This is a genomic window from uncultured Tenacibaculum sp., from assembly GCF_947504135.1.
GTDB lineage: Bacteria > Bacteroidota > Bacteroidia > Flavobacteriales > Flavobacteriaceae > Polaribacter.
Genome location: NZ_CANNGG010000005.1, coordinates 45,965 through 63,556, shown reverse-complemented (window position 1 = coordinate 63,556; position 17,592 = coordinate 45,965). Strand labels below are relative to the sequence as shown.

The window sequence follows — 17,592 nt, the reverse complement described above, 5'->3', positions numbered from 1 at the left end:
TTTTTTAAGATTGTTTGGCTAAATGATCAAACTTTTTTATAAAATTACTTCTTAAAGTTTTGCAATCTACGCCTCTAAATTCGGTATTGTTTATTAAGGCTTGTTGGTAATCCTTTAACAGTTGTTCTATTTTTTTTTGAAGATTGTTTCTGTAAATTATGTGTGATTTTCCTAGCTTTTGGTAACATAAATCGTAGGGGGTTTCAGACTTTATCAGCCAATTATTTTTGGTTTGAGTTTCATGCAATAAACCACAACGAATGTTTGTGTAAAAGTATTTTCCGTCGATGCCATTAAAATCGTTATTAAAGTTATCAAAAAAACTTTTAAAAATTCTTTGATTGTTTAGGTTGTCGTTTTTATATTTAGCTCTTTTTTGTTGAATGTTCTCCCATAAATAGCGGTTGTTATCATAAAAAAATAACCAACCATTAATAAAACATTCAAAAGTTTCTATTAATGAGCATTGTAGGCTCACAACGGCAAAGCCCTCTCCTTTATTTATATTTAATTTTTGTATAGCTTTAATAGGAAGTATGTATCGAGAGTTTACTCTTTTTTCAAAAAAGGATGTAGCACAACTCCATAAGTAATCTTTATCAATATCTAGCTTTTGTGATAATTCGTTCCAATCTAATATGGTCTTGTCTTCTGCTATTTTCATTTTATAAATTATCCCAAAATTCAGGATTTTGTTGATCTAAGTCTAAAGAATCATTATAGAAAGGATTGTCATAATAAGAAAAATCATTTTTTAAAGAATTGTGTTCAGCTAGCTTATTATCTGTGGTTGTCAGATTTGAATGATTATTAAAGGAATTAATATTTGTGAGTATAATTCTATTAAACTCATTAATTATAGGTAATGTTTCAATGACTTCAACAGGCGGTTTGTAATCAAATCTTTTATCCCATTTCTCATCTTCAAAAATATGTTTTCTTAAATTAAATTTCTCAATTCTTTCTTTACGAGTTAACTTTCTCTTTTTAAATGAAAGATATTTATATCTTTCAAGTCTTTTAATTTTATTGCTGTTAAACTTTGTTAAATCTAAGTTTTCTATAATATTTTTAAACTTTATTTCTTCATATTGTGTGTATTGAGTACTTTCCTTTTTGTCGATATTTACAAATTCATTATTAAGATAGTTGTTAAAAATCACAGCTAAGTCTTTTCTGCTTAAAAAAACATCTAAAAGTATGTTTTCTTGTTCGGGAAGAATAAGGTCTCTATTATGTTTAGAATGATATTGGCTTAGTGCATTTAAGCAACATGTGCTTGAAGGGTTGATTTTAAATGATTTAAATATTTTGTCTAATCCAAAAATATTAAATTCATCTTCTAATAATTTTCCTAAATAATAACTTACCTTAGAGCTTTTATATTTACTGTCTAATTCTTTAAGGATATGTATAGATTTATCAAAAAATTTTAATGTGATTAGTATTTTTGCTTTAAGGAGTTTTCCCCAAAAATCGTTACTTATCAAAATGTAGCTTTCAATACTAGAAATAGCTTCATCTAAATCGCTTTTTGTATCACTAAAACTGAGGAGAAAAGCTTTTACAAAAAAGAATTCTTTATTATAGAGGTTATGATTCTTAAAGAACTCTTTGTTGAGAATTTTATCGTCAAATTTATAGCATTCTTTACAATCACATGTTGTATAGAGGATGCCAAACTTTAAAAATTCAAATGCTTTTTCAAATTCTTTGTTTAAAGAAAACTCAAATGCTTTTGAAAAATAATATCTACCAAGTTTATCTAAATTATTTCGTTTAATTAATTCTATAGTATTAGTCCCTATATCCATTATTAATTTTTTATAAAATAAAAATCTTTCCTTATTAATTTTTGAATATGAGTAATATACAATTTTTTAATTTAAAATTATGAGCTAATCTTTATAACCAAATCGTTTTAATTGACGCTCGTTAGAACGCCAGTTTTTGTTGATTTTTACATGTAAATCTAAAAACACCTTCTTGTCAAAAAACTGTTGAAGGTCTTTTCTGGCTTCAGTTCCAACACGTTTAATGGCACTTCCTTTATGCCCAATAATAATTCCTTTTTGAGTTTCACGTTCTACCATGATAACAGAACGGATTTTGATGATATTATCTTCTTCAACAAAACTTTCAGTTTCTACTTCTACTGAGTAAGGAATTTCTTTTTTATAGTGTTGAAGAATTTTTTCACGAATCTTTTCATTTACAAAAAAGCGTTCAGGTTTATCGGTTAACTGATCTTTTGGATAAAAAGGAGGTGATTCTGGTAAAAGCTCAATGATTTTATAAAAAACGCTTTCTACATTAAAGTTTTCAAGAGCAGAAATTACATACACAAAAGAATTTGGGACTTTCTTTTTCCAATAATCAATTTTAGTTGCAACTTCCTCTTGAGTAGATTTATCAACTTTATTTAATAATAAAATTACAGGAATTTTACTATTGATGATTTTATTGAAAAAAGCCTCATTTTTTAATTCTGTTTCGCCTACTTCTACCATGTAGATAAGTACATCAGCATCTTCAAAAGCAGATTTTACAAAATCCATCATAGATTCTTGCAACTCATAAGCTGGTTTTATGATTCCAGGAGTATCAGAAAACACAATTTGATAATCTTCACCATTCACAATCCCCAAAATACGATGTCTTGTAGTTTGTGCCTTAGAGGTAATGATTGATAATTTTTCACCAACCAATGCGTTCATCAAGGTTGATTTCCCAACATTAGGGTTTCCGATAATATTTACAAATCCTGCTTTATGTGTCATAGGGCAAAGATAAGTTGTTTTGAGTAAGAATTGTTGAATTTTATAAGCTTGTTATTGAGTGGTTTAAAAATTATTTTAAAAATAAATGCTTTTTTATTTGGATAAAACAAACAAAAGGACGTATCTTTGCAACCGCAAATCGCGGGATAGAGCAGTAGGCAGCTCGTCGGGCTCATAACCCGAAGGTCGCAGGTTCGAGTCCTGCTCCCGCTACTAGATAAGAGCAATCAGAAATGGTTGCTCTTTTTTGTTTTGAACTATTTATAAATGAATGTTAAACTTTTTTTAATCTTTTGTGTTTTAGTAAATAAAGACATTACATTTACCGATTAAACATAATACAACTAATTAAAACCAATGAAAAAAATACTTTTTATCTTGTTGTTGGCCATCGGTAGTATTTCTTACGCACAGGTACATGATCCTGTAAAATGGAGTACTTCAGTAAAAAAGATTTCTGATAAAGAAGCAGAATTAATTGCTGTTGCTACAATTCAAAAAGATTGGCACTTGTACTCGCAAGAAATTCCTGAAGGCGGACCAATTCCGACGTTATTTACTTTTGAAGGTGATTCTCGTTACTTAAAAAAAGGAAATACAACAGAACCAGAAGGACATGTAGTTGACGACCCTATTTTTGAAATGAAAATTAAATACTTCGATACCAAAGCTGTTTTTACTCAAAAAATTCGTTTAAAAACTGCGGAAAAGTTCACGGTTAAAGGGGCTGTTGAATACATGGTTTGTACAGGAGAAAACTGCTTACCTCCAAAAGAAGTAGAATTAGTTTTCAACGTAAATTAATCCCCTTACCCCATTAACATGATGAAAAAAATACTAGCATTTTTGCTTTGTTTTACTGTTGGATTTTCAGCTCTTGGTCAAATTCACGATCCGATTCAATGGAAAACAAGTGTCGAAAAGGTTTCAGAAACAACGTATAATTTAGTAAGTACCGCAACGATTCAAGGCGAATGGCATTTGTATGCACAAGAAGTTCCGAAAGGCGGTCCAATTCCAACAACTTTTACCTATGATGATGACGGAGGTAAAATTAAAATTGTAGGAAATACATCAGAACCTGAAGGGAAAATTAAGTTTACAACACTTTTTGGAGAGGAAGGAATGAATATAAAATCCTTTGCCAAAAAAGCAGTTTTTAAACAAAAAATAGAACTGGTAGATACTAGCGTAAATCAAATCAACGCATTTGTTGAGTTTATTGCTTGCACTGATGAAATGTGTTTACCTCCTAAGGAAGTAGATTTAGCTTTCGATTTAACGAAAGCTACCGCAGTAAAATCTTCTGCTGATGCAACAAAAGAGGTAAAGACAACAGATAAAGTAGCTTCAAAAGAAACAAAAAAAGAAGAGAAGAAAGGTCTTTTAGGAATTTTCTTCATCGCCTTTTTATCAGGATTTGCAGCACTGTTAACGCCGTGTGTATTCCCAATGATACCGATGACGGTAAGCTTTTTCACCAAACAAAGTAAAAGCAAATCGCAAGGAATTAGAAATGCAATTATCTACGGATTATCAATTATCGGAATTTACGTGTTATTAGGATCGGTAGTAACTGCAGTATTTGGAGCAGATGCTTTAAACGCACTATCAACCAATGTATGGTTTAATGTTGTGTTTTTCTTAATCTTAGTAATTTTTGCAGTATCGTTCTTAGGAGCTTTTGAAATTACTTTACCAAGTTCATGGGCAACTAAAGTAGACTCACAAGCAGACAGAGGAGGTTTAATCGGAATCTTCTTTATGGCATTAGCCTTAGCCATTGTATCATTTTCATGTACAGGACCTATTGTAGGAACTTTACTAGTTGAAGCAGCTTCAAAAGGAGGAATTGCTCCTATTGTAGGAATGTTAGGGTTTTCATCAGCAATTGCATTACCATTTGCATTGTTTGCAGCCTTCCCAGGATGGTTAAACTCATTACCTAAATCAGGAGGGTGGTTAAACACCGTAAAAGTAGTTTTAGGATTCTTAGAATTAGCTTTAGCATTTAAATTTTTATCGAATGCAGATTTAGTATTACAATTACATTTATTAGAAAGAGAGGTGTTTATCGCTATCTGGATAGCTATTTTCGGAGCCTTAGCTTTTTATCTCTTCGGAAAAATACAATTACCACACGATAGCCCAATCAGTCATATTTCTGTAGGAAGATTAAGTTTAGGATTAATCGTTTTATCCTTTACTATTTATATGATCCCAGGACTTTGGGGAGCACCATTAAACTTAATTAGTGCTTTCCCTCCACCACAACACTACAGCGAATCTCCTTATGGGGTAGGATTCACAAAAAAGGGAACAGCGAGTGTTCAGCAAGACAATCACGAAGCTTTACCAGAAGGAGCCCATTTAATGCCTCCTCACGATATCATATCATTTCACGATTATGACAAAGGGTTAGCGTATGCAAAAAAAGTAGGCAAACCGGTTATGTTAGATTTTACAGGGCACGCTTGTGTAAACTGTAGAAAAATGGAACAAAACGTATGGGTAAAACCAAAGGTATTAGACGTTCTTAAAAACAAGGTGGTGTTAATTTCTTTGTATGTAGATGACAAGCGTCCTTTAAAAGATGATGAAGTGGTGGAATCAAAATTGAATCCAGGAAAGAAATTAAAGTATATCGGACAAAAGTGGAGTGAGCTACAAACCATTAAGTATAAAGCCAACTCACAGCCGTTTTATGTTTTGATGAATCACGATGAATCAAACATATCAGATCCTGTAGGTTACATGCCAGATGCAGATGAATATTTCAACTGGCTTGAAGAAGGAGTTGCCAACTTCAAAAAATAATACAACTCAAAAGCACCTTAAATTTAAGGTGCTTTTTTCTTTTAAAGAACCTTTTTGGTGTAAAAAGCTCTTTTCTAGGCTCATTTTGAAATTAGCCTTATAATTCTTACCTTTGTACGATATGGTAGATACTACACACGAGAAAAAAAATCAACGAGTTTTTACATTCAACTTCCTTGTGTTCCGAAACCAGTCGGACAAGTTTATTCCACCAGGATTCTAATTTATTGCTTTTCTAAAAGGAAAAGATTTCAAACGTATTTACATTATTTTATGCTCTACCTAAATTGGTAACGCTATAAAATATTAGGCCCTTACGAATAGCTATTTGGCATGTTCGTACACTTTTCGCAAAAGTATATACTGCGCTAATAAATAATAAACCCCAAATAGGCCATAATAACGCTTAAAAACTTCAATAAATAATCCTGAAGTTATTTGTCGTTACGTCTAATGCTTATTTATAAAAATCAAATTATGACAGTACACACTTACGATGCTTTTAATCGTATAACCCCTCTTGAAATGGAAAGAGTAACTAATTTTTTATATACACATCTTGAAAACTATGGAGATGAAAAAACAGCCATTCGCAAAGCGATTGATTATGCGGCTAAAGAAAGAACAGGATTAGGAGGTTATGTGTTTACCATAGAAGATAAAAATGAAATTGTAGGAGCGGTAGTGATAAATAAAACAGGAATGGACGAATACATACCTGAAAATATCTTGGTTTATATCGCTACCCATAAAGATTACAGAGGAAAAGGAATCGGTAAAAAGATAATGAAGCATGCCATCGATAATTGTAAGGGTGATATTGCTTTGCATGTAGAAAAAGATAATCCCGCTAAGTTTTTATATGAGAAGCTTGGGTTTACGACTCCGTATTTAGAAATGAGACTAAAACGATAATATGAGACAGTTAAAAATAACAAAACAAGTTACCAATAGAGAATCAAAATCTATTGAAAAATACTTACAAGAGATAGGGAAAATAGACTTGATTACTGCTGATGAAGAAGTTGAATTAGCTCAAAGAATCAAGACAGGAGACCAAAGAGCCTTGGAAACATTGGTAAATGCAAATTTACGATTCGTTGTTTCGGTAGCTAAACAGTATCAAAATCAAGGTTTACGTCTTTCTGACTTGATTAATGAAGGAAATATAGGTTTGGTAAAAGCAGCAAGACGTTTTGATGAAACTCGTGGATTTAAGTTTATATCTTATGCAGTTTGGTGGATCCGTCAATCGATCTTACAAGCATTGGCAGAACAGTCACGTGTAGTAAGGTTACCACTTAATAAGATTGGAAGCATTAGTAAAATAAATAAAGCTGTATCTAAATTAGAGCAAAATAATGAACGTATGCCAACGCCCGAAGAAATTGCGAAGGTATTAGATATGACTGTTTCTGATGTGAAACAATCTATGAAAAACTCAGGACGACATATTTCTATGGATGCTCCTTTAAAAGAAGGAGAAACTTCTAATTTGTATGACGTAATAAGAGCTTCAGAAGCTCCTAAGCCAGATAAAGAGCTAATGCAAGAGTCATTACAATTAGAGATTAGCAGAAGCTTAGAAACACTATCTCCAAGAGAATCTGATATCATAAAGCTTTTTTATGGATTAGAGAATTACAGACCTATGAGTTTGACCGAAATAGGAGAAACATTCGATTTAACAAGAGAACGCGTACGTCAAATTAAAGAGAAAGGAATCAGAAGATTAAAACAAAGATCAAGAACTAAAGTATTACAAACATACTTGGGGTAATTGAATCAAAGTACTAATTAAAAATACACTATATATATGTTAATAATACCAGTAAAAGAAGGCGAGAATATTGATAGAGCCATTAAAAGATATAAAAGAAAATACAGAAACACAAAGGTATTGCAAGAAATAAGAGAAAGAAAAGAATATACAAAACCATCAGTAAGTAAAAGAGCTCAGTTAAAGAAAGCTCAATATAAACAACGGTTTTTGCTAGAACAAGAAAAATAATATATGGATATACATTTTATTGATTTAATCATATTCATAGCCTATTTAATTTTCATGCTTGGAGTAGGAGTATACTTCATGAATAAAAATAAATCAAAAGACGATTACTATGTAGGAGGAAGAAATATGTCTGCAAGCCATATAGGGTTGTCCGTAGTGGCAACCGATGTTGGTGGAGGTTTCTCTATCGGTTTAGGGGGGCTTGGTTTTTTAATGGGGCTCTCCGGTAGTTGGATGCTTTTTACAGGGTTGTTAGGTGCTTGGATAAGCGCCGTTTTTTTAATCCCAAAAGTATATCCAATAGCGAAAAAGCATCACTTTTTAACTTTTCCGCAATCGTTGGCACACCATTATAATGTCAAAGTAGCTTTAATTGCAGGAATCATTTCTCTCATAGGATATATAGGTTTTACAAGTTCACAAATACTAGCAGGAGCAAAATTAGCATCAGCTACCTTTCCGTCAATTTCTATAACCGATGCTGTTTTAATTATGGGAGTTATAGCGGTGGTTTATACTGTTATTGGTGGAATTAAAGCAGTAATTTATACTGATACCATTCAATGGATAATTTTAATGGTAGGATTGATTGGTATAGGGATTCCAATTGGTTTTATCGAAATTGGAGGTTGGACAGCTATCAAAGAAACTTTACCGGCAAGCTTTTTATCATTATCAAACATAACGTTTATTGATATGTTTAACTGGGTTATTACCATCGTACCTATTTGGTTTGTTGGAATGACCTTGTACCAACGAATTTACGCTTGTAAAGACAAAAAAACAGCCAAAAAAGCATGGAAAATAGCTGGGTTGTTTGAATATCCAATTATGGCTTTTATGGGGGTTGCTTTAGGATTATTTTCTAGAGTTGCTTTTGAGCAAGGGATGTTCTCGTCAATAGGTTACGCACCAGGCACTGAAATGGATGCAGAATTAGGGTTACCTTTATTATTAAGAAGTATTTTACCAATAGGTTTAATGGGGTTGATGATGTCAGCTTATTTTTCAGCGATTATGTCAACTGCAGATAGTTGTTTAATGGCGGCTTCAGGAAATTTAACAACGGATATTTTTGGGTATTTTAAGAAAAGTATCAGCATAAAAAATTCGCAAATTATTACTTTTATAATTGGAGGCGTAGCTATAATGTTAGCAACAATGATGCAAAATGTATTAGAGTTGATGCTGTATTCATATGCCTTTATGGTATCTGGCTTATTAGTGCCTGTTTTAGGAACGTTAGTGCTAAAAAAACCATCATCAACAGCTGCTTTTTATGCTATGATTTTTGGTGGACTTACTACTTTAATATTAATTATCTTAGAGGTGAAATTACCATTCGGTTTAGATGCTAATTTCTTCGGAATTACATTGTCAGCTTTGGTGTTTTCTATAATTCAATTTACTAGAAAAGAAAAGTAGTGGAAGCCTTACAAAAGAGTTTAGAAAAAATTAGAAAAGAGTTACACCAATATCCAGAAACTTCTGGAGATGAATATGAAACTCAAAAAAAGATAAAGGCATTTTTAGCAAAAAATACTTCATGTACAATTGTTGAAGTTGCCCAAACAGGAATAATAGCTATTTTTGAAGGAGAAGAGAGAGGAAAAACAGTAATGTTACGTGCCGATATAGATGCGTTACCTATTCAAGAAGTAAATACGTTTCAACATCAATCAAAAAATAAAGGAGTTTCCCATAAATGTGGACATGATGGACATACAACAATTTTACTAGGAGTAGCAAAGCTTCTTACGGAAAAACAGTTGCCTAAAGGAAAAGTAGTATTGCTTTTTCAACCTTCAGAAGAGAATGGAAGAGGTGCACAGTCTGTTTTAGAAGACTCTTCTTTTAAACAACTCAATATAGATTATGTTTTTGCGCTACATAATTTACCAGGTTTTGCAACACATGAAATTGTTGTCAAGAGAGAAACATTTACGAGTAATGTAAAAAGTGTTGTAATTACTTTAGAAGGAAAAACAGCACATGCTGCGGAACCTGAAAAAGGATACAACCCAGCAAATGCAATTGCTACAATATTAACTTTTGCTGAAAAAGAAAGTATTAACGCACCAGAATCGTCCGATTTTATTTTGATAACTCCAGTTTACATAACCATGGGGGAAAAAGCTTACGGGATTTCTGCAGGGTACGGAGAAGTTCATTTTACGTTAAGAAGTTGGGGTACGAAACAGATTGAAGAAAAGAAAGAGAAATTAGAGCAACTTCTAAATCAACTACAACTAAAATATTCACTAAAAATTAAAACTTCTTGGTTTGAAGAGTTTTACTCAAATATAAATAATAAAGAAGCTGTTTCAATCATAAAAAAATCAGCTGAGAAGCAAAAGTTATCAATAAATGAAATTGAAACTCCGTTTAAATGGGGGGAAGATTTCGGGTTGTTTACTCAAAAATATAAAGGAGCCATGTTTGGATTAGGAGCAGGAAAAAATACACCTGCTTTACATAATCCAGATTATGATTTTCCAGATGATATAACTATGACAGGAGTTCAATTATTTTATAGTATAGCAAAGGAGGTATTAAACAAATGACACACACATCTTTTATAGAAATTTCCGAATCGGCAATTAAAAACAATATTGATTTTATTAAAAATCACTTAGGTAATGAAGTAATATTCTCATCTGTTGTAAAAGGGAATGCCTACGGTCACGGAATTAGAACGTATTGCACTTTAGCTTATAAATATGGAGTTAAGCATTTTAGTGTTTCCGATGCTAATGAAGCCTATGAGGTAAAGAAAACGTTGCCTCAAAAGGATGTTACTATAATGATTATGGGAATGATTCATAACAGCCAAATAGCTTGGGCTGTTGAAAATAACATAGAGTTTTATGTTTTTGAAATGGATAGGATACAAGTTGCAGTTGAAACAGCTAAAAAACTTAAAATTCCAGCGAAGATTCATATAGAAATAGAAACAGGAATGAACCGTACAGGGTTTGTTTTAAAAGATATTAATAAGGTCCTTAAATATGTTCAAGAAAACATAGAGTACCTTGTTGTAAAAGGAATTTGTTCTCATTTAGCAGGAGCAGAAAGTATTTCAAACTACAAGAGAATTACCGATCAACAAAAGAAGTTTAGGAAGACAATTAATAAAATAAATCAGCAAGAATTTTTAAACCCTGAATTTCATTTAGCAAGTTCTGCAGCGAGTATTCGATATCCTAAAACTAGATTTGACTTAGTAAGAATAGGAATTCTACAGTTTGGTTTTTTTCCGACGAAAGAAATTCTAGTTCATTACCTAAATAAGCACAAGGTTTATGAATCACCCTTGCAAAGGGTTCTCTCTTGGAAAACTCAAGTAATGGATGTTAAGACCGTAAAATCAGGTCAGTTTATAGGTTATGGAACATCGTTTTTTACCAATCATGAAGTAAAAATAGCTATTGTACCAGTAGGATATTCATCAGGTTATAGTAGGTCATTAAGTAATAGAGGTAAAGTTTTAATTAGAGGGAAAAGACATGATATTATTGGAACCGTTAATATGAATATGATGGCAGTTGATGTAACTTATGCAGAGAATGTAGAGAAAGGAGACGAAGTTGTTTTGATAGGAGATCAAGAAGATAGAGAAATTACAGTGTCATCATTTAACGATTATATACAAATAATTAATTACGAGTTATTAACGAAGTTACCAGATAATTTACCAAGAATTATAACAAAATAATATGGCAGAATTGATAATACATTCTGAAAGAATAAAACAGAATATAAAAGATTTAAGCGACTTTTTTAAGTCAAATAATATAGAATGGAGTTTAGTAACCAAAGTATTTTCAGGAGATAAGACATTTTTGAAAACGATCTTAACTAAAGATGTAATTAAGAACATAAATTCAGTAGGAGATTCAAGGTTAACCAGTTTAAGAAACTTACGAGCAGTAGATCCAGAGTTAAGAACTATTTACATAAAACCACCTGCAGTAGTTTATGCTGAGGAAGTGGTGGAGTATGCTGATATTTCTTTAAACAGTTCGTTATCTACCATAGAAGCTTTAAATCAAGCTGCTAAAAAGAAAAACAAAGTTCATCAAATCATTATTATGATAGAGTTAGGTGAGCTAAGAGAAGGTGTGAGGAGAGATGATATTCTAAGTTTTTATGAAAAAGTATTCAATCTACCTAATATCGATGTAATTGGTATTGGTTCAAACCTTGGTTGTATGTATGGTGTAGAACCTACTTATGATAAATTATTACAGTTATCGCTTTATAAAGAACTGATCTCAGCGAAATTCAATAAAGAATTAAAGTATGTTTCAGGAGGTACTTCTATCACTTTACCACTAATAGAAAATAAAATTGTTCCTAAAGAAATTAATCATTTTAGAATTGGTGAAGCAGCTTTTTTTGGGCTAAGTCCTTTGGAAAATAAGCGGTTTAAAAACTTGTATACTGAAACCTTTGAGTTTTATGCTAACATAATAGAATTAAAAGAAAAAAAGCTGGTGCCAGATGGTATTATTAACGATGCTAATATTGGACACACAACGGATTATGATGAGAATAATGTACAAGAAACATCGTATAAGGCAATTTTAGATGTTGGTTTGTTAGATGTAGATAAAGATGATATTGAAGCTGAAGACAAAGAGATTTCTTTTGTAGGTATTACTTCTGATATGCTAGTAATTGATGTTGGGACGAATAAAGATAAATCAGGAAAAGTAAAATACAAAGTAGGTGATAAAATTAAATTTAAACCTAGTTATATGGGAGTTGCAAGATTGTTAATCTCAAAATTTATAGATAAAGTTTATAAAAATGACATGTAAATGTCTGCTATTTTGTTGTTTTAAAAACTCAAGAGTTTATAGCTCTTGAGTTTTTTATGTAAAACGTTCAACATTAAACGGGGTAATATCTAAACTTGTTTTTTTATTATCTATAATTTCTGAAACTAACTTGCCGGTAGCAGGCCCTAGACTCCAGCCCATCATTGCATGTCCAGCAGCTACAGTTATATTTTTAATTTTCGAAAGCTTACCGATATAGGGTAAACCATCAGGAGAACAAGGGCGTAAGCCAGTTTCAACGTTATCTATTTCTTCTTGATTAATGTTTAAATTGTTATAGTAACTTTTGCTAGCATCAACTATGGCATGTACTCTTTTTTTATTGACTTTGTTATTAATACCGGCAATTTCCATCATCCCCCCAAAACGCGTAAATCCATTCATAGGACTTACTGCAACTTTAGCCTCTGTTAAAATAGCAGGAATGGTAATACCTGTATCATTTTTTACATTAATTCGATAGCCTTTGCCAGCTTGAACAGGAATATTAATTCCTAACTTTTTAGCTAGTTTTTGTGTCCAAGATCCAGTAGTTAAAATATATTCATCGGCAGTAATCGTATTATTTTTTGTGCTAATTGATTTTATTATGTCATTAGAAATATGAAAATCTAAAACCTCTTCATTAGACAAAAATGTAACATTGTTTTGTTCTAAATATAGTTTCAATTGTTTCATATATTCACTTGGTGTCATATGAGCATCAGAATGATAGTATACAGCTCCTTTTATGTTTAATTGAATATTGGGCTCTAGTTTCTGTGTTTCTTCTTGAGTTAAAAGCTCAACTTTTAGTCCTTCCTTAATACCAAGTTTTCCAACATTCCATTCCTCTTCTCCCATTTTATCAGTTTTGTAATACATCATCAACCCTTTATGTTGATAATGGAAATCAAAATCTTTCGAAGCCTTTATTTCTTCATATAACTCTTTACTAAATAAATTAATGTCTTTAATAATAGGAATAGAAGCAGCTACTTTTTTATGAGTTGCTGATTTTTTAAAATACCAAGCCCATTGTAAAAAGTCAAAATCTAGACGAGGTTTTATAGATAATGGACTGGTAGAACTGAGCATCCATTTAAGTCCTTTTGTAATCATTCCAGGAGCAGCTAAAGAAACTATATGACTAGGGGTAATAATCCCTGCATTAGCAAATGAAGCTCCTGATGAAAAATTTGATTTTTCAATTACAGTTACTTTGTGTCCTTCTTTTTGAAGATAATAAGCGGAACTTAAACCTATAATTCCACCACCAATAATGATAATTTCTTTATTCATAAAAAATCTCTCGACTACGCTCGAGAAGACATTTCGTTGCTTGTAAAATATTAAATGACTTGAAAACCATGTGCGTATGGATCATCTTCATCATCAATAACAATGTTATTATATCCATACACTTTTGCCCATCCTTGAATACTAGGAATAATAGCTTGTTTACCATCTAAGGTAGTTTCTTTTTCAACACGGCCTATAAACTTACTTCCAATAAAACTTTCATGAATGAATTCTTCACCAAGTTGTAATTTTCCTTTAGCATATAGTTGCGCTAAACGTGCTGAGGTTCCTGTACCACAAGGACTTCTGTCAATGGCTTTATCACCATAAAAAACCGCATTTCTTCCTGATGAGGTCGGATCAATAGGATTTCCCGTCCATAACATATGTGTTACATCTCTAATTGTATCATTTTCAGGGTGGATAAACATATTAGGATATTTTTCATTAATACGATCTCGAACAACTTGAGAGTATTGAATAATTTTAGAAGCAGTAAAATTATGAACTCCTGAGAAGTTTTTTTGAGGATCTACAATTGCGTAATAATTTCCTCCATAGGCAACATCAAAATTGATTTCTCCTAATTCAGGACAATCTATGGTGAGTTCTTTAGCTGCTAAATAGCTTTTTACGTTAGTTAGTTTAACCCAATTTACTTTTTTACCAGTTTGTTGATATTCAATTTCAACCAAACCAGCTGGGGCTTCCATTCTAATTTTTCCTGGAACTTTAGGGGTAACTAAACCTTCTTCAATTGCTATAGTGATTGTTCCAATAGTTCCATGCCCACACATTGGTAAACATCCAGAAGTTTCAATAAATAAAATAGCAAAATCATTTTCTGGGTTGTGAGGAGGAAATAAGATTGAACCACTCATCATATCATGACCACGAGGCTCAAACATTAAACCTTTACGAATCCAATCATATTCTTTTAGGAAGTGTTGACGTTTTTCGCTCATGTTGTTTCCTACTAAGTTAGGACCTCCACCAGCAACTACCCTAACAGGGTTTCCACAAGTATGTGCGTCAACGCAAAAAAAAGTTTTTTTCATCTTAAAATTGAATCGCCAGCTTGTATTCTGTAGTAGAAAAAACCCTTCAAATTTTTCTATTTGGAAAGACGAAGCTGGCTTTATTTCAATTTCTTTAGATGGTCCTAAAGTAAGGTTTTGTACTCAGACATTTTCTAAAGAAATTATTAAATTTTGTTATACTATTTCTCCTTTTGTTAGTGTACCGTTAACAGAACGTAAAATATGTAAAGGGTTTTCATTTTTTAGTTCTTCAGGTAATATATGGTTAGGCCAATCTTGATAACTAAAAGGACGAACCCAACGTTTAATTGAGTTAACCCCTACAGCTGTAAACCTACTATCTGTAGATGCTGGATAAGGACCTCCATGAACCATTGACGGGCAAACTTCTACTCCAGTAGGAACACCGTTAAAAATAATTCTTCCAACTCTGTTTTGTAAGGCAGAAATTATAGTAGGGTATTTTGCTACTTCATTATCATCTGAAATAACTGTTCCTGTAAGTTGTCCTTCTAAACTTGAAATTATTTCTTCTAATTGTTTTTCGTTTTCACATTGAACTACAATAGAATATGGGCCAAATACTTCTTGATGTAATGTTGGGTTGTTCAAAAATGTTTTTCCTTCAACAGTTGTAATTGCTTGCGAAGCATAGTTAGGCTGAGTTTTTTCTTCATATTTAGCCATTATAGTTAAACCTTCTTGAGTAAAAGCTTTGGTTTTATTATCCTCATATGCTCCAATAATATTAGGATGTAGCATACAAGTTGGATTGATTTCTACAATTTTATTGGCTAAAGAGTTAATAAAATTATCAAAACTATCACTTTTTATTCCTAAGATTAACCCAGGGTTTGTGCAAAATTGCCCTGTACCCAACGTAATAGAGTTAGCATAAGTAGTTGCTAAACTTTCTGCTCTATTTTGTAGTGATTTTGGGAGTATAATTACTGGATTGATACTTCCCATTTCAGCAAAAACAGGAATCGGTTCTTCACGTTTTGCAGCTAAATCTAACAAAGCTCTACCACCACGGATACTACCTGTAAAGCCAACAGCTTTTACTTTTGGGTGAGCGACTAATTGCTTACCTACTTCAATACCACTTGAGTTTATGTTAGAAAAAACTCCGTTAGGCATTCCAGTTTTTTCAGCAGCTTTAATAATTGCTGAAGCTATAAGTTCACCTGTACCAGCATGCATAGGGTGTGACTTAACTATTACAGGACAACCAGCGGCTAAAGCAGCTGCAGTATCTCCACCTGCTGTAGAATAGGCAAGAGGAAAATTACTTGCACCAAAAACAACTACAGGACCCAAGGGAATATTCATTTTACGTAAATCTGATTTAGGAATTGGCTCTCTGTCAGGAATTGCAGTATCAATAGTAGCTTCGACCCATGAGCCTTCTTCAACTAAATCAGCGAAAGAGCGTAATTGAAATACAGTTCTTCCTCGTTCTCCTTTTGCACGTCCTTCAGGTAATCCTGACTCGGAACAATAAGTTTGTATTAATTCATTGTCTAAGGCTAAAATTTCATCAGCAATAGCATTTAAAAATTCAGCTTTTCTTTTTCCAGAAACAGTTCTGTATGTTTTAAATGCTTCAGAAGCTAGATTTACGGCGTTATCAATTTCTTCGGAAGTAGCTTCAGTAAAAACAGTATCATTTTCCCGATTTAATTCAGGGTTAAATGTTTTGTAAGTTGTACTTCCTAAATTCGATAACTGATTTCCTATATAGTTTTTTCCTGTAATCATATTTAAATTGACAAAGAGTTAATTAGTGAGTAGCTAAAGTTTTATAATTGGGTAATGTAGGTCTGTTTTTTAATCCAGTTTCTATTACATTTAAAACATGTTTACGTTCTTCACCTATTAAAGGTAATCGAGGAGCTCGCACATTTTCAGTTCCAATACCTGTGGCTACTTCTGCTAACTTAATATTTTGTACTAATTTAGGGTTTATATCTAATTCTAACAATGGTAAAAACCATCGGTAAATCTCTAGTGCTTCTTGAATACGACCTGCTTTTTGCAATTCATAGATAGCCACTGTTTCTTTAGGAAAAGCACAAACTAAACCAGCAATCCATCCATCTGCCCCCATCAATAGACTTTCTAAAGCTAAAGTGTCAACGCCTGTCATTATTTTTAAACGATTTCCAAAACGATTTTTAATTCTTGTTACGTTTGAAATGTCTCGGGTAGATTCTTTTACAGCTTCAATGTTATCACATTTTAATAATTCTTCAAACATATCTAGTGTAACTTCAATTTTATAATCAACAGGGTTGTTGTATACCATAATTGGAAGCGATGTATTATTTGCGACTGCTTTGAAATATTCTACAGTTTCTCTATCTCCAGACTTATAGCGCATAGGCGGAAGCATCATTAATCCTTTGGCACCATCTTCTTCAGCTTTTTGAGCTGCTTCGATGGCTCCCTTAGTCGTTTGTTCTGCTATGTTTATTAATACTGGAACTTGGTTGTTAACTAATTGAACCGTAGTTCTTGTTAGTGTTCTTTTTTCGTCGTCAGATAATGTGCTAGCTTCACCTAAAGTACCTCCTAAAACAATTCCGTGTACACCTGCTTCTAATTGTGCTTTAATATTTACTTCAAACATGCTTAAGTCTAAAGTATCATCATTTGTAAACTTTGTGGTTACCGCTGGCATTACACCTTTCCAATTTATACTCATCGTAATATTATTTTTTCATTGCAAAGTTATATGTAAGATAAAGAGAGTTTTAACTCTAAATTATCATATATTGATACAATATTAACTTCTGTGTTGTTTTTATTGTGTAATG

At 32.2% G+C, this 17,592-nt stretch carries 16 protein-coding genes and 1 tRNA gene; 10 read left to right on the top strand and 7 right to left on the bottom strand.

The genetic code is table 11. The features are described from left to right. Positions 1-4 precede the first annotated feature (4 nt). From Q0663_RS10990 to era, 3 genes are all read right to left on the bottom strand, one after another. A complete protein-coding gene (locus tag Q0663_RS10990; protein WP_299010908.1) occupies positions 5-664 on the bottom strand; it encodes a hypothetical protein in 660 nt (219 codons plus the stop codon). Position 665: 1 nt separating this feature from the next. Then, a complete protein-coding gene (locus Q0663_RS10985; protein WP_299010905.1) occupies positions 666-1,814 on the bottom strand; it encodes a hypothetical protein in 1,149 nt (382 codons plus the stop codon). Positions 1,815-1,898: 84 nt separating this feature from the next. After that, on the bottom strand, positions 1,899-2,780 hold the full coding sequence (era, locus tag Q0663_RS10980; protein WP_299001427.1) for a GTPase Era: 882 nt from the start codon (positions 2,778-2,780) through the stop codon (positions 1,899-1,901). Positions 2,781-2,920: 140 nt separating this feature from the next. Here era and Q0663_RS10975 point away from each other — a divergent pair. The 10 genes from Q0663_RS10975 (at position 2,921) to Q0663_RS10930 (ending at position 12,431) form a co-directional block, all read left to right on the top strand. Then, positions 2,921-2,993, top strand: a tRNA-Met gene (locus Q0663_RS10975). A gap of 144 nt (positions 2,994-3,137) precedes the next feature. Continuing rightward, a complete protein-coding gene (locus Q0663_RS10970; protein ID WP_299010902.1) occupies positions 3,138-3,584 on the top strand; it encodes a protein-disulfide reductase DsbD domain-containing protein in 447 nt (148 codons plus the stop codon). A 21-nt stretch (positions 3,585-3,605) separates the two neighbouring features. Then, positions 3,606-5,597: a cytochrome c biogenesis protein CcdA gene (locus Q0663_RS10965; protein WP_299010900.1), complete on the top strand. Its 1,992-nt coding sequence runs from the start codon at positions 3,606-3,608 to the stop codon at positions 5,595-5,597. A 477-nt stretch (positions 5,598-6,074) separates the two neighbouring features. After that, positions 6,075-6,512, top strand: a complete 438-nt coding sequence (locus Q0663_RS10960; protein ID WP_299010897.1) for a GNAT family N-acetyltransferase — start codon at positions 6,075-6,077, stop codon at positions 6,510-6,512. A 1-nt stretch (position 6,513) separates the two neighbouring features. Then, entirely contained in the window at positions 6,514-7,377 is an 864-nt protein-coding gene (locus Q0663_RS10955) for an RNA polymerase sigma factor RpoD/SigA (RefSeq protein WP_299010894.1), read from the top strand. Between the two features lie 36 nt (positions 7,378-7,413). Beyond that, positions 7,414-7,608: a 30S ribosomal protein S21 gene (rpsU, locus tag Q0663_RS10950; protein WP_299001420.1), complete on the top strand. Its 195-nt coding sequence runs from the start codon at positions 7,414-7,416 to the stop codon at positions 7,606-7,608. A 3-nt stretch (positions 7,609-7,611) separates the two neighbouring features. Continuing rightward, entirely contained in the window at positions 7,612-9,033 is a 1,422-nt protein-coding gene (locus tag Q0663_RS10945; RefSeq protein WP_299010891.1) for a sodium:solute symporter, read from the top strand. Next, positions 9,033-10,172: an amidohydrolase gene (locus Q0663_RS10940; RefSeq protein ID WP_299010888.1), complete on the top strand. Its 1,140-nt coding sequence runs from the start codon at positions 9,033-9,035 to the stop codon at positions 10,170-10,172. The genes Q0663_RS10945 and Q0663_RS10940 overlap by 1 nt, the downstream gene beginning before the upstream one ends. Continuing rightward, positions 10,169-11,323 carry an alanine racemase gene (alr, locus tag Q0663_RS10935; RefSeq protein WP_299010886.1) on the top strand — a complete coding sequence of 385 codons (1,155 nt, stop codon included), beginning with the start codon at positions 10,169-10,171 and terminating at the stop codon, positions 11,321-11,323. Before Q0663_RS10940 ends, alr begins: the two co-directional genes overlap by 4 nt. Before the next feature lies 1 nt (position 11,324). Continuing rightward, complete coding sequence (locus Q0663_RS10930; RefSeq protein ID WP_299010883.1) at positions 11,325-12,431, top strand: alanine racemase; 1,107 nt, start codon at positions 11,325-11,327, stop codon at positions 12,429-12,431. A 54-nt stretch (positions 12,432-12,485) separates the two neighbouring features. Here the strand turns inward: Q0663_RS10930 and Q0663_RS10925 are convergent, their stop codons facing one another. The 4 genes from Q0663_RS10925 to Q0663_RS10910 form a co-directional block, all read right to left on the bottom strand. Next, positions 12,486-13,733, bottom strand: a complete 1,248-nt coding sequence (locus Q0663_RS10925; protein ID WP_299010880.1) for an FAD-binding oxidoreductase — start codon at positions 13,731-13,733, stop codon at positions 12,486-12,488. A gap of 50 nt (positions 13,734-13,783) precedes the next feature. After that, complete coding sequence (locus Q0663_RS10920) at positions 13,784-14,791, bottom strand: 4-hydroxyproline epimerase (protein WP_299010877.1); 1,008 nt, start codon at positions 14,789-14,791, stop codon at positions 13,784-13,786. A gap of 156 nt (positions 14,792-14,947) precedes the next feature. Beyond that, complete coding sequence (locus Q0663_RS10915; RefSeq protein ID WP_299010874.1) at positions 14,948-16,534, bottom strand: aldehyde dehydrogenase (NADP(+)); 1,587 nt, start codon at positions 16,532-16,534, stop codon at positions 14,948-14,950. Positions 16,535-16,556: 22 nt separating this feature from the next. Then, entirely contained in the window at positions 16,557-17,480 is a 924-nt protein-coding gene (locus Q0663_RS10910) for a dihydrodipicolinate synthase family protein (protein ID WP_299010871.1), read from the bottom strand. Between the last annotated feature and the right edge of the window lie 112 nt (positions 17,481-17,592).

Bases quoted from the DNA above. Each gene is read 5' to 3' on its own strand.
- Q0663_RS10970 (WP_299010902.1), top strand. From the start codon at position 3,138: ATGAAAAAAATACTTTTTATCTTGTTGTTGGCCATCGGTAGTATTTCT.
- era (WP_299001427.1), bottom strand. From the start codon at position 2,780: ATGACACATAAAGCAGGATTTGTAAATATTATCGGAAACCCTAATGTT.
- Q0663_RS10955 (WP_299010894.1), top strand. From the start codon at position 6,514: ATGAGACAGTTAAAAATAACAAAACAAGTTACCAATAGAGAATCAAAA.
- Q0663_RS10985 (WP_299010905.1), bottom strand. From the start codon at position 1,814: ATGGATATAGGGACTAATACTATAGAATTAATTAAACGAAATAATTTA.
- Q0663_RS10990 (WP_299010908.1), bottom strand. From the start codon at position 664: ATGAAAATAGCAGAAGACAAGACCATATTAGATTGGAACGAATTATCA.
- alr (WP_299010886.1), top strand. From the start codon at position 10,169: ATGACACACACATCTTTTATAGAAATTTCCGAATCGGCAATTAAAAAC.
- Q0663_RS10910 (WP_299010871.1), bottom strand. From the start codon at position 17,480: ATGAGTATAAATTGGAAAGGTGTAATGCCAGCGGTAACCACAAAGTTT.
- Q0663_RS10945 (WP_299010891.1), top strand. From the start codon at position 7,612: ATGGATATACATTTTATTGATTTAATCATATTCATAGCCTATTTAATT.
- Q0663_RS10925 (WP_299010880.1), bottom strand. From the start codon at position 13,733: ATGAATAAAGAAATTATCATTATTGGTGGTGGAATTATAGGTTTAAGT.
- rpsU (WP_299001420.1), top strand. From the start codon at position 7,414: ATGTTAATAATACCAGTAAAAGAAGGCGAGAATATTGATAGAGCCATT.
- Q0663_RS10930 (WP_299010883.1), top strand. From the start codon at position 11,325: ATGGCAGAATTGATAATACATTCTGAAAGAATAAAACAGAATATAAAA.
- Q0663_RS10965 (WP_299010900.1), top strand. From the start codon at position 3,606: ATGAAAAAAATACTAGCATTTTTGCTTTGTTTTACTGTTGGATTTTCA.
- Q0663_RS10920 (WP_299010877.1), bottom strand. From the start codon at position 14,791: ATGAAAAAAACTTTTTTTTGCGTTGACGCACATACTTGTGGAAACCCT.
- Q0663_RS10915 (WP_299010874.1), bottom strand. From the start codon at position 16,534: ATGATTACAGGAAAAAACTATATAGGAAATCAGTTATCGAATTTAGGA.
- Q0663_RS10960 (WP_299010897.1), top strand. From the start codon at position 6,075: ATGACAGTACACACTTACGATGCTTTTAATCGTATAACCCCTCTTGAA.